Origin of the sequence: Synechococcus sp. BIOS-E4-1 (genome assembly GCF_014279995.1) — a bacterium.
Taxonomy (GTDB): domain Bacteria; phylum Cyanobacteriota; class Cyanobacteriia; order PCC-6307; family Cyanobiaceae; genus Synechococcus_C.
The window spans coordinates 46586-57571 of the sequence record NZ_CP047935.1; the positions used below are offsets into that span (position 1 = coordinate 46586).

The following is a 10986-nucleotide window of genomic DNA, read 5'->3' on the forward strand; positions in this document are numbered from 1 at the left end:
GGATCACTGCCTGAAAGCTGCTTTTGTCAGATTTATTTTCCGATCGGGATGGTTTTTATTTGCTCGACAACTTTGTTTCCAGGCAGAATAAGGATCAAATGTATCAAATTAATATCAATCGAGGGCTTGTTGATACATTCTAGTCTTCCCCTGGGTTGATGTAATTTATTTTACTTGTCCTGGCATGGCCTCATGTCTACGTTCAAGTTGATATTGCTTTCTGCAATGAATTACTTGAAGAACATTCGTCTTGTTTCGACTTCTGCGGCTCTGGTCGCCGGAGGTCTTCTGGCAACATCACTCGTGACGAACACCCATTCGGCGAAAGCGGCCGTTGAGGATTACGAAATTAATGCCGCGACGATCTCTGGAGATCAGCGAAACACCGATTTCATTAATCGTGTTGGTGCAAAACAGCTTGTCAATGATCTGCGCCGCGGTGGATATGTGATCTATTTGCGTCACGCAAGAACCAACAAGGACTGGGGTGATCAGGTCAGTCCAAATTTGAATCTCGCTGATTGCAACACGCAGCGTCGTCTGAGCCCGGACGGCAAAAAAGAGGCTGTTGAGATTGGTCGGGGCGTCAAGGCGGCAAGAGTTCCAGTTGGCGATGTGATTTCCAGCGATTACTGCCGTGCATACAACACCGCTCAGCTTGCCTTTGGTAAATACTCAAAAAATTCAAATCTGAATTTCCTGCCGTGTGTGGATTGCACGCCTCAGGATTACAAGGAATATGCCAACAGGGTGGCTCCGCTCCTTTCGGCAAAGCCGGCCTCAGGCACCAATACATTTCTCGTTGGTCATGACGATCCCTTCCAGGGAGTCACTATGGGAGTGGTGCCGCCCGATGGGATTTATCCCGATCCAATGGGAGTTTCCTATGTGGTGAAGCCGATGGGCAACGGTCAGTTTGAACTGGTGGCCAAACTTCTTCCCACGCAGTGGAGAGCACTGTCTCAATTCTGAGTCAGACAGTGCGTTGATCTGATCAGTTCAGCGTTGGTTCTTTGAAAAGAGCCAACGCTTTTTCATGCCATTCAACGTTGGCTGGAGAGTGGAGTGTCAATGAGTCCCTTCAGGGGGCTGGTAGGTCGATGCCAGCACCGATATCCTTGGCCCCCGGCATCAAGGATGTGACCGCTGCCCAACAGCAGGACCAGCAACTGCAGCGACGTCTACAGCAGGACAGCATCCAGCTTGCTGGTAAGACCATTTACATCAACCCTTTCCTCTACTGGCGACGTTTTGACAGCAACACGGACCGTTGGCTGCGAGAACCCGGACAGCTGAATGAGGATCAGATCCAGCAGAACCGTGGTCGTTTCTATCCAGAGTTGGAGTGGTCTCTGCTGGATCCCACAGATCAGGAGATCAAGGATGGCGCCGTGGAGATGTTCCTGAAAAGCCTGGAACTGATCGGAACCTTTCATCCCGAGCTCACTTCCGGTCAACTGCTTGAGGTCGAGCGCAAGATGGCGATCACCAAAAAGCGCTCCTTCGAACGTTGGGTGGAGAAGTCGTACCGAAGGCGCTCTCGACTTCAAACGAGGGAGAAACGGCGGTTCGAACGCGATCGATTCTGGCGCGGCTGGTCCGAGTGGATTGCCCTCGACACCACGCATCATGCTTTGGTACCGATCGTGGCGATCGTTGTGTTGTCAGGTGTGATCGGCTGGACATTGGGATCATCTCGTTCAGCCTGTCCGACACTTGTTCTCCCTGCGGAGCAGACTGGACTGCGTTGAATCATCAGGCTTGCCTCTATGGCTGAAAGCCAACCACTCGATTCGTTGCGCCTGGCGCTGATGCAGGAGGTTCTGCCGATGGGACTGGCGTTTGTCGATCGCGTCCGCAGAGATGGTCCTGCCAAGGCGGTGGAGTCTGTTGCCAGGGGCAATGATCCCCTTGGTGATCTGCGCCAGCAGGGTGAAGCAGCGGCACGGGAGGTCCGTGAACGTCTGGATCAGATCAGCCCTGGGTTGGGCAATCCTGTGGTGTCAGTGCAGGTGGAGGTGGATGATCCTGTGGAGCCGCAGGTCCGGCTGGAGTCGGATCAGGGTGACTCTTTGCAGTTGCAGGACGTCCTGGAAAGGATTGATGGGCGTCTCCAGCGGTTGGATGCGCTGATGAACAAGGTGAGTTGACTGGGATGGCGGGTTCCGGTTTCTCGCAACGAGATGGTCAGCGTCAAACTGGTTTGCGCCAGCAGCCACTGGTGCTTCTGGCGCTCGTGCTGTTGGTGAGTGCGGCGATGGTCTCTCGTCTGGTGTGGCTTCAGCTGCTTGAGGGTTCCCGCTACCGCCAACTGGCTGATGAGAATCGCATTCGCCTTGTCCCTCGTTCACCCACGCGAGGGCGACTGCTGGATCGCAAAGGGCGGGTCTTGGCCTCCAGCAAATTGACCTATTCCCTCTATGTCGAGCCACGTTTGGTGGATGATGCCAGCTGGCCCGACCTGCGTGATCGTCTGGCCCGTTTGCTCAGCCTTGATGCGGCCGTGCTGGATCAGCGCCGTGGCAGCGGCCAGGCGCGGGACGGTTATCGCATCAATCTGGCTACGGACCTCAAGCCTGAACAGGTTCTGCGTTTCCGTGAGCAGTCGCTGGGATTGAAGGGTGCCCAGGTGGATGTGGACATTCTGCGCTTCTACCCCCACGGAACCCTGGCAGCCCATGCCCTGGGTTACACCCAGCCAATCACGGAGGAGGAGTACAAGACCCTTGCTGAAAAGGGATACAAAATTCGAGATCGCATTGGACGCATCGGCGTGGAGGCGGCCTATGAAAGTCATCTCCGCGGTGCCTGGGGTGGGCAGATGCTGGAGGTGAATGCCATGGGCGAGGTGCAGCGTCATCTCGGGGATCGTCCTTCGGTGGCAGGCAAGGACCTCAAGCTCACTCTTGATCTGGATCTTCAGAAGGCTGCGGAGCAGGCATTAGCTGACAAGCCTGGTGGCGCGATCGTCGCCATGGATCCCAGAAATGGCGCCATTCTTGCTCTGGCCAGCAAACCCACGTTCGATCCCAATTTCTTTTCCAAGCTCGTCACCACCCAGAAGGAGTACGACGCACTGTTTTCCAATCCGAAAAAGCCCCTGCTCAGCCGGTCCATGAATGCCTATGACCCCGGCAGCACATGGAAGGCCGTTACGGCGATGGCCGGCATGGAGTCCGGTAAGTTTCCTGCCGATACGAAACTCAACACCACCGCCTGCATTACCTACGGAGGTCATTGCTTCCCTGATCACAACGGTGCAGGCTTCGGTCGTATTGGCTATGCCGATGCCTTGCGTTTTTCCAGCAACACCTTCTTCTACCAAGTTGGTGTTGGCTCGGGATCCCTTGCGCTGAAGAAAGCTGCAGACGCACTCGGTTTCCAACAAAAGACCGGAATCGAGATCGGCTGGGAGGAAAGTGTGGGCCTGGTGGGTGACGAAGCTTGGGCGGCGGCGGGTCGGGGCTGGGCCGACCCCGGAACAACCCCGTGGATTCCTGAGGACATGGCCAGTGCTTCCATCGGCCAGTCGGTGGTGCAGATCACTCCCCTGCAGCTGGCCAGGGCTTATTCGGTGTTCGCGAATGGTGGCTGGCTGGTCACGCCTCATCTGGCTGATCAGGGGCTGGACTGGACTGACCCTGCCAGGCGCTCTAAAGTGGATATCAAACCATCCACCCTCAACAAGATCCGCGAGGGTTTGCTCAAGGTGGTGTCTGATGGCACCGGTTACGGATTGAATGGTCCTGGCATTCCACCGGCCGGGGGCAAGACGGGTACAGCTGAAGACAGTACCGGCGGACCGGACCATGCCTGGTTCGCTACGTATGCGCCCTATCCGGAGGGGAAGATCGTGATCGTGGCGTTCGCTCAGAACACACCTGGCGGCGGATCAGTGCACGCACTGCCGATGGCCAAAAAGGTGATGGAGGTCTGGAACCGCACGCGCGGCAAGCCATGATTCAGGCGGCAGCGCTGATTTGCTGCTTCTGGAGAACTTTGCGGTAGTAGCCGCGCAGCTGCTCAGTTGCACCAGCCCAGCCCCAGCGTTCCGCTTCGTCCCGGGCAGCTCTTCGCAGCGACTGGCGTTCGATGTCATTGCCTAGCAGGCGACGCGTGGCTGTGATCAGGCTGGCAGCACCTCCATCATTGCCGTCGGGTTCATACAAACAGCCATTGACGCCGTCGGTGATGATGTCGGGAATGCCGCCGCGATTGGCTCCTACCACAGGGCAACCGGCTGCCATCGCTTCCAGCAGGACCAGTCCGAGAGTCTCCGTACTGGAGGGGAAGAGGAAGGCATCACCGCTTGCATAGGCGCTGGCCAGCTCTTCACCGGCGAGATAGCCCACAAATGTGGTGGCCGTGCCTTCGAAATGCTTTTCCAGCTGCTGGCGGTGGGGTCCGTCGCCGACCAGCGCCAGACGAGCATCGGGAAGTGCTTCGAGCACGGGTTTGATGCGCTCGATCTGCTTCTCGGCGGAAAGCCGGCCCACGTAGAGCAGCAGAGCACCGCGGTCGTCTTGATCACCCGTGAGGCGTTGACGCATGGCATTGCTGCGCAGTTCAGGACTGAACAGTTCGGTGTCTACCCCTCGCTGCCAGAGATCCGTGTGCTGAATGCCCTTGTCACTCAGCTCCTGAACCATGGCGGTGGAGGTGCACAGATTCAAAAGGGCCTGGTTATGAGCGGCTTTCAGGAGTTCCCACAGCAGTGGTTCGAGCATGCCCATGCCGTAGTGCTCGAGGTACTTGGGCAGATGGGTGTGATAACTGGCAACCAGCGGGATGGATTTGGTCTTGGCCAGCCAGATTCCCCCGAGCCCCAGCACCGCTGGATTGACAACGTGGATGAGGTCAGGCTGGAAATTGTCGATCGCTTCGGAGACAGCCGGCCGCGGCAGAGCCAGCTTCAGCTCCGGATAGAGCGGCAGAGGCATCGCGGGCACACCGATCAGGCGGGCACCCATGTAGTCCTCTGGACAGCCTTCCGGGCAGAACACCATCACCTCATCGCCGGCGTCCACCAGGTGCTTCACCGTTTTGGTGAGGCGGGTCACGATGCCGTCGACCTTGGGCAGGAAGGTTTCGGTGAAGAAGGCGATTTTCAAGGGAAGGGCCTGATTCAGGAGGCGGAGCCGATGGCTTGTGCCTGGGTTTTGGTCCAGGCAGAGGTGCAGAGGATGCGGTTGCGATCGCAGCGATCGGCGTAACGAGTGGCGATTTCCACCACTTCTTTCAACAGACCGTCGTCGAGTGTTGTGGGGTTGAGCCCCAGCTCAATGAAACAACGATTGTCCACGATCAGGTCGTTTTCAACAGCTTCATTGCGAGGGTTGGGCAGGTTGTTCACCTTGGCTCCGGTGAGTGCGGCCACTTTGTTGGCCAACTCGCCCACCTGATGGCTTTCAGTCATCTGGTTGAAGATCTTGACCCGTTCGCCTTGGTCGGGGGGATTGTCCAGGGCCAGCTGGACGCAGCGCACGGAGTCGCGGATGTGGATGAAGGCACGGGTCTGGCCTCCTGTGCCGTGCACGGTGAGTGGATAGCCAATGGCCGCCTGCATCAGGAAGCGATTGAGCACGGTTCCGTAGTCGCCGTCGTAATCAAAACGATTTGTGAGCCTTGGGTCGCGATCCGTCGCCTCTGTGTTCGTGCCCCAGACGATGCCCTGATGCAGGTCCGTGATGCGCACCTTGTCGTTCTTGTTGTAGTAGAGGAAGAGCAACTGATCCAGCGTCTTGGTCATGTGATAGACGCTGCCGGGGCTGGCTGGATGAAGGATTTCTTCCTCAAAGCGGCTGCCATCGGGTTGGGGGACCTCCACCTTCAGATAGCCCTCAGGGATGGTGGCGCCTCTGTGCGAGCCATACCCGTAGACGCCCATGGTGCCCAGGTGGACCACATGAATGTCTTGGCCGGATTCCACGATGGCGGCCAGCAGGTTGTGGGTGCCATTGACGTTGTTGTCAACGGTGTAGCGCTTGGTTGCGCTGCTTTTCATCGAATAGGGAGCTGCGCGCTGCTCCGCGAAGTGCACCACAGCTTCGGGTTTTTCCTGGTTGAGCAGATCCACCAGGCGCTGATATTCATGCGCAATGTCCATATGGACGAAGCGCATGGGCTTGCCGCCTGTCTCCTGCCAGGCTTTGAGGCGATCACCGATGTTCGCAATTGGTGTGAGTGATTCAACCTCCAGATCGATGTCGATCTTGCGCCGGCTCAGGTTGTCCACGATCACAACATCGTGGCCCTGATCCGCCAGATTCACGGCGCAGGGCCAGCCGCAGAAGCCGTCACCACCGAGAACGAGAACTTTCACCCCAAACTCCTGCTGAAGCGTGCGAGCCGCCAATGAGGTGCAAGCTACTACAGGGTTTTCAGCTGATCGCCACGGTCAGGGCCATCAGTGCCACCACCAGTACTGAGCCGCTGATGATCAACACTCTGGAGGCACTGCTGCGGCTGGTTTCCTTGGCAATCACGTCCATGCGCGGTTCCTTGGCGAAGGCATTCAGACGTCCACCGTCTTCGGTTGTGACCTGCATGGGTCCTTTGTGACTGGACGGACCTTATGAGTGCAATTGCTTAACGACCTCTTTTATGTCGCTTGCTTCATGTCACTTCACCACTCTTTACTTCACCAGACCGGTGGTCGGAGAGCTGGCACTGGCTTGTTCGAGTTTCGGAAGTCGGCCTGAAAGGTAAGCCGTGCGACCCGCTTGAACGGCCTGACCCATCGCTTCAGCCATGGCCGCTGGGTTGCCCGCCAGGGCAATGGCGCTGTTCACCAAGACCGCATCAGCACCCATTTCCAGGGCCGCAGCGGCTTCACTCGGTACCCCGATCCCTGCGTCCACCACGACTGGAACACCAGCATTTTCGATGATCAGTGCAATGTTGGAAGCGTTGCGCAGCCCCTGACCGGATCCGATCGGTGAGCCCAGAGGCATCACTGTTGCGCAGCCCACCTCCTCCAGCCGTTGTGCAAGCAGCGGATCGGCATTGATGTAGGGCAGCACCGTAAATCCTTCCTTCACAAGCTGTTCGGCAGCCTCAAGAGTTCCGAAGGGGTCAGGTAACAGGTGACGGCTGTCAGGAATCACCTCCAGCTTCACAAACGTGTTGTCCTCCTGACCTGCAAGCTTGGCCAGCTCGCGGCCCAGCCTGGCTACGCGCACGGCTTCATCAGCATTGGCACAGCCTGCGGTGTTGGGCAGCATCCAGATCCGTGTCCAGTCGATGGCCTCCATCAGGCCGGCATGTCCGGCTGCCACGGTTTGCACGCGCCTGACGGCCACGGTCACCATGTCGCAATCGGAGCGAACGAGGCTTTGCTGCATCGCTTCCAGATTGGGATATTTGCCCGTGCCGGTGAACAGCCTGCTGTTGAACTGCCGACCACCGATCAGAAGTGGGTCGGTGCTGGGCGGGGTCGATGCCATTGAAGGAGCTGCGGACTGGTGGGGAACCGGATCGGAAGTCGAACAGGCCATGGTTGAGGGACCTACCCTGCGGCAATCATCCGTTCTCGTCATGCCCATCACTATGGACATGAACGCGCCGATCGAGATTCCGGCGACGTTCGAACCGTCCTTACCTCTTGATGCCTCCACCTTGGAGGATCCCCTTGAGATTGAAGGTTTGGTTCAGCGTTTTGATCCGATCGCCAGGGCCGCCAATATCGCAACGTCGATGCCCAGAGAGTGGTGCGGCAGTTATCTGTCTTTCACAAGCGGCAACAGCGTGGATGTGAAGCTCACCTTGGCGAGTGTTCAGCCCATCGGACAGATGGTTGATCTGAGGGGAAACATGCAGATCGGCGAGATCAGCACTCCGGTGCAGGGCAATCTCAATGCCTCATCTGATCAGGTGGATTTATTGCCTCTCGCTAGCCAGCTCACGGATGAACTCGAGCCGGGTGGCAGTTACCTCGGTCTTCAAGGGATGACTCTTTCGAGTTGGCAGGCTCCACGAATCACCAATCGTGGTGGCAGCCTCAGTCTGGCTCCAAGCTGCCCTGGTTCAGAAGCCCCTGCCGTCAGGGCTCTCTGGTGAGTTCTTCTGCGGTTCAATGAATGAGCTGCTTGTTCGACCTTTGGCTGTCCGCTCCAAACGTTTCAGTCGGTTTTTTGCTGTTTTGTTCGCGGGGTCAAGCGTTAGCACTTTGCGGTACAGCTCAGCTGCCTCCTCCCTGTTGAGAAGTCGCTCCTGTGCAAAGGCGAGATTGTTGAGGGCCACTGGATAATCCTGCTTCGCCTGCAGAGCGAATTTGTAATGACGCACAGCGCCAGAAAAATCCTTCTGAGCAGCCAGAGAAAATCCCAGTGCGTTCTGGATCAGTGCCCGTGCTTCCTGAGGTTCTTGGTTCAGGCGTTTCACGGCCTGACGCAATGTCGCTGTGGCCTTCGGGTACAAACGCTTGCGTAGTTGGACACAGGCGAGCTCATAAAGATCACCGGCATCTTTGGAGGATCCGGCTTCGGACTGCTCGAGACGAATGAGCTCCAATTCATCACGACGCACTCGTAGAAGCTGACGACCTGCAATGACGGCAGCAATTGCAAGCAAGCCGATCAGCCCAAGCAGGTAGGTCTGCGGCAGGAAGGAATTCATGAAGGCTGGTTAAGCGCCCGTGAAGGGACGCTATTCAAGCCTGAGTTGCATTCACCACATTGGCGAAGCTGGAGGGGTCCACCACTGCCATTTGTGCCAGCATTTTGCGGTTCAGGCGTACATCCGCTTTTTTGAGGCCACCGATCAAACGGCTGTAACTCACCCCATTCAAGCGAGCTGCAGCGTTGATTCTGGCAATCCACAAACGGCGAAAATCACGCTTACGCCGGCGCCGGTCACGGTAGGCATTGCATAAAGCCTTCATGACCCGCTGATTGGCGGTGCGGAAGAGGGTTCCGTTGCTGCCGCGGAAGCCGCGAGCCAGGCGGAGGATCTTGTTGCGCCGCTTACGGGCGACGTTGCCTCTTTTAACGCGTGCCATGGGTCTTGAGAAAGGGAGTTAAGGGAGATGTGTTCAGATCCGTCACTGCTCTGGAAGCGAGCTAGGACTCAGGCGTAGGGCATCATCAGGGCCACGCGCTCTTCGTCAGTGCGATCAACGACAGCTTTCGTTTTCAGGTGTCTCTTCAATTTCGGACTTTTGTGATCCAGGAGGTGATTGTGAAATGCGCGACGTCGCAGGAATTTGCCTGTGCCTGTTGCTTTGAACCGCTTGGCGGCTGCTTTGCGGGTCTTGAGCTTGGGCATTTCTCTGGCGGCGCGTTGCACAAACGACAAACATAGAACCTCACCCCCCCCTTCAGCCAAACCCTTTGTCCAGCTTCATGCTCAGATCCGCTGTCAAGCTCGCTGCCATGTCTCGTTCTGCACCAGATGCAGTCTTCAGACTCCTCCCCTGGATCTGGCTTCCGGTCTGTGCTGCCCTGGGCTGTCAGGCCGAGGTCATTGAGCAGCAGGTAATTGAGCAGCCTTCTCCTCAGTCTGAGGTTGTTGCGGTTCCGACTCATCGAGGCGTTCCCTTGCCGCCCTCGGCCAGGAATTCCGTTCTCTGGGTATCACTCGATGATCATCTCGGGGTGGGAACGCGGCCCGATCGATCGGCTGCTCAATTGACGTTGATCAGCGCGGGAGCGGCTCCTCTGCAACTGCGTGATCGGACCGGAAAGCTTGTGTCGTCGGCTGACCGGCTGCGCTTCAGCTGGCGACTGGTTGCTCTTCCGGAACCTCTCGACGTGGCCCGACGTGTTGCGGGACCCTTCGCGAGTTTCGAGTCTGCGGACCAGATCGCCCAGCGATGGGGTGCTCAGGGGGTGAAGGCTCAGGTGGCCCATCCAGGCGAATGGGAGGTTTGGGCTCCTGCTGATGCGCAGGATCTTTCAGGTGTGTCATTGCGCGATGTCAGTGAGCGCATCAGCAGTGTGGTGATGCCCGTGCTCGAGGGCCCCACGGGTGGTCGAACCCTGCAGGGGCCTCTGCAGGTGCAAGCTTCCGACGGCATGCGCTGGAAGGGTGGGGTTCTGCGTGGACCGTTCCGTCTTCAGGCGGATGCCTACGGCAGCTGGACGTTGCTGGAGAAGCTTCCGCTCGAGCGTTATCTCGAGGGTGTGGTGCCCCACGAGATCGGAGCCGGATCCCCAGCGGCGGCGTTACAGGCCCAGGCCGTGCTGGCCCGCACCTGGGCTTTGGCCAACAGCCATCGCTTCGCTCTGGATGGATATCACCTCTGCAGTGACACCCAATGCCAGGTGTACAGCGATCCACGGATGGCCAGCCCATCGGTGCGACAGGCCATCCGTGCCACGGCTGGTGAGGTTTTGTTGTGGGATGGGCAGCCGATTCATGCCGTGTATCACGCCACCAATGGCGGAGTCAGTGCTCACGCTGAGGAGGCCTGGGATATGGAGCCACTGCCCTACGTGAGGGTGCAGGCGGATGGCCTGAGCTCCTGGGGTCAGTCGCTCTCCCTGCCTCTGAGCAGCAACCAGGGTGTGCAGTCTCTGCTGAAAGGCGGGGATGGTGCTTATGGAGCAGGTCATCCCCGGTTTCGCTGGAGTCGCGTCTACACCGCAGGACAGCTTGGTCAGGCACTTGCCGCTGCCGGTCAGGGGAATGCTGCTCCCACATCGATCAGCGTGCAGAAGCGCGGGCCCAGTGGCCGGGTGCTCTCGCTTGAACTTGACCGGGATCGTGGAGCGGCGCCTGTGGTTCTGAAACTGGATGCCATCCGGCGCACCCTTCGCCGTTTGCCCAGCACGTTGTTTGTTGTTGAAGCTGAAGGGGCGGGGGTCTGGCGCTTCCGAGGCGGAGGGTTTGGCCATGGAGTGGGGCTGTCCCAGGCAGGTGCAATCGATCTGGCCGATCGCGGTTGGAGTGCTCAGCGGATCCTTCAGCACTATTACCCCGGAACCCAGTTGGGGCCATTCACAGTGCCTGCCGGGTCCGTACCTGCTGAGGCCCCCTAAAGTCCCA

At 58.2% G+C, this 10986-nt stretch carries 13 protein-coding genes; 6 read left to right on the forward strand and 7 right to left on the reverse strand.

What is annotated here, in order from left to right; genetic code table 11:
• Positions 1 to 234: 234 nt before the first annotated feature.
• From SynBIOSE41_RS00240 to mrdA, 4 genes are all read left to right on the forward strand, one after another.
• The gene (locus SynBIOSE41_RS00240; protein ID WP_222930559.1) at positions 235 to 972 is read left to right on the forward strand and encodes a histidine phosphatase family protein; all 738 of its coding nucleotides are present in this window, start codon (positions 235 to 237) and stop codon (positions 970 to 972) included.
• A 167-nt stretch (positions 973 to 1139) separates the two neighbouring features.
• On the forward strand, positions 1140 to 1751 hold the full coding sequence (locus SynBIOSE41_RS00245) for a hypothetical protein (protein WP_186540620.1): 612 nt from the start codon (positions 1140 to 1142) through the stop codon (positions 1749 to 1751).
• 18 nt (positions 1752 to 1769) lie between these two features.
• Entirely contained in the window at positions 1770 to 2150 is a 381-nt protein-coding gene (locus SynBIOSE41_RS00250) for a hypothetical protein (protein ID WP_186539182.1), read from the forward strand.
• A 5-nt stretch (positions 2151 to 2155) separates the two neighbouring features.
• A complete protein-coding gene (gene mrdA, locus SynBIOSE41_RS00255; protein WP_186539183.1) occupies positions 2156 to 3961 on the forward strand; it encodes a penicillin-binding protein 2 in 1806 nt (601 codons plus the stop codon).
• A gap of 1 nt (position 3962) precedes the next feature.
• Here mrdA and SynBIOSE41_RS00260 read toward each other — a convergent pair whose 3' ends face one another.
• The 4 genes from SynBIOSE41_RS00260 to SynBIOSE41_RS00275 form a co-directional block, all read right to left on the reverse strand.
• Positions 3963 to 5111: a glycosyltransferase family 1 protein gene (locus SynBIOSE41_RS00260; protein ID WP_186539184.1), complete on the reverse strand. Its 1149-nt coding sequence runs from the start codon at positions 5109 to 5111 to the stop codon at positions 3963 to 3965.
• Positions 5112 to 5125: 14 nt separating this feature from the next.
• Positions 5126 to 6322 (reverse strand): NAD-dependent epimerase/dehydratase family protein, encoded by a 1197-nt coding sequence (locus SynBIOSE41_RS00265; protein WP_066908885.1) that lies wholly within the window; start codon positions 6320 to 6322, stop codon positions 5126 to 5128.
• Positions 6323 to 6380: 58 nt separating this feature from the next.
• On the reverse strand, positions 6381 to 6548 hold the full coding sequence (psb34, locus tag SynBIOSE41_RS00270; RefSeq protein ID WP_186539185.1) for a photosystem II assembly protein Psb34: 168 nt from the start codon (positions 6546 to 6548) through the stop codon (positions 6381 to 6383).
• 87 nt (positions 6549 to 6635) lie between these two features.
• The gene (locus SynBIOSE41_RS00275) at positions 6636 to 7445 is read right to left on the reverse strand and encodes a thiazole synthase (RefSeq protein ID WP_186539186.1); all 810 of its coding nucleotides are present in this window, start codon (positions 7443 to 7445) and stop codon (positions 6636 to 6638) included.
• Here SynBIOSE41_RS00275 and SynBIOSE41_RS00280 point away from each other — a divergent pair.
• Positions 7423 to 8058 (forward strand): hypothetical protein, encoded by a 636-nt coding sequence (locus SynBIOSE41_RS00280; RefSeq protein WP_370594161.1) that lies wholly within the window; start codon positions 7423 to 7425, stop codon positions 8056 to 8058. The two genes, SynBIOSE41_RS00275 and SynBIOSE41_RS00280, sit on opposite strands and share 23 nt — an antisense overlap.
• Here SynBIOSE41_RS00280 and SynBIOSE41_RS00285 read toward each other — a convergent pair.
• From SynBIOSE41_RS00285 to rpmI, 3 genes are all read right to left on the reverse strand, one after another.
• Positions 8026 to 8616: a tetratricopeptide repeat protein gene (locus SynBIOSE41_RS00285; protein ID WP_067327115.1), complete on the reverse strand. Its 591-nt coding sequence runs from the start codon at positions 8614 to 8616 to the stop codon at positions 8026 to 8028. The two genes, SynBIOSE41_RS00280 and SynBIOSE41_RS00285, sit on opposite strands and share 33 nt — an antisense overlap.
• A 34-nt stretch (positions 8617 to 8650) precedes the next feature.
• Positions 8651 to 8998 (reverse strand): 50S ribosomal protein L20, encoded by a 348-nt coding sequence (rplT, locus tag SynBIOSE41_RS00290; RefSeq protein ID WP_186539187.1) that lies wholly within the window; start codon positions 8996 to 8998, stop codon positions 8651 to 8653.
• Positions 8999 to 9066: 68 nt separating this feature from the next.
• Positions 9067 to 9264, reverse strand: coding sequence for a 50S ribosomal protein L35 (gene rpmI / locus SynBIOSE41_RS00295; RefSeq protein WP_066908876.1), 198 nt, complete (start codon positions 9262 to 9264; stop codon positions 9067 to 9069).
• A gap of 107 nt (positions 9265 to 9371) precedes the next feature.
• On the opposite strand from rpmI, the gene SynBIOSE41_RS00300 reads away from it, so the two are divergent.
• Entirely contained in the window at positions 9372 to 10979 is a 1608-nt protein-coding gene (locus tag SynBIOSE41_RS00300; RefSeq protein ID WP_186539188.1) for a SpoIID/LytB domain-containing protein, read from the forward strand.
• The last annotated feature ends 7 nt before the right edge of the window (positions 10980 to 10986 follow it).

Excerpts from the sequence above, each read along its gene's own strand:
- SynBIOSE41_RS00250 (WP_186539182.1), top strand. The coding sequence starts at position 1,770 with ATGGCTGAAAGCCAACCACTCGATTCGTTGCGCCTGGCGCTGATGCAG.
- mrdA (WP_186539183.1), top strand. The coding sequence starts at position 2,156 with ATGGCGGGTTCCGGTTTCTCGCAACGAGATGGTCAGCGTCAAACTGGT.
- psb34 (WP_186539185.1), bottom strand. The coding sequence starts at position 6,548 with ATGCAGGTCACAACCGAAGACGGTGGACGTCTGAATGCCTTCGCCAAG.
- SynBIOSE41_RS00275 (WP_186539186.1), bottom strand. The coding sequence starts at position 7,445 with ATGGCATCGACCCCGCCCAGCACCGACCCACTTCTGATCGGTGGTCGG.
- SynBIOSE41_RS00285 (WP_067327115.1), bottom strand. The coding sequence starts at position 8,616 with ATGAATTCCTTCCTGCCGCAGACCTACCTGCTTGGGCTGATCGGCTTG.
- rplT (WP_186539187.1), bottom strand. The coding sequence starts at position 8,998 with ATGGCACGCGTTAAAAGAGGCAACGTCGCCCGTAAGCGGCGCAACAAG.
- rpmI (WP_066908876.1), bottom strand. The coding sequence starts at position 9,264 with ATGCCCAAGCTCAAGACCCGCAAAGCAGCCGCCAAGCGGTTCAAAGCA.
- SynBIOSE41_RS00300 (WP_186539188.1), top strand. The coding sequence starts at position 9,372 with ATGTCTCGTTCTGCACCAGATGCAGTCTTCAGACTCCTCCCCTGGATC.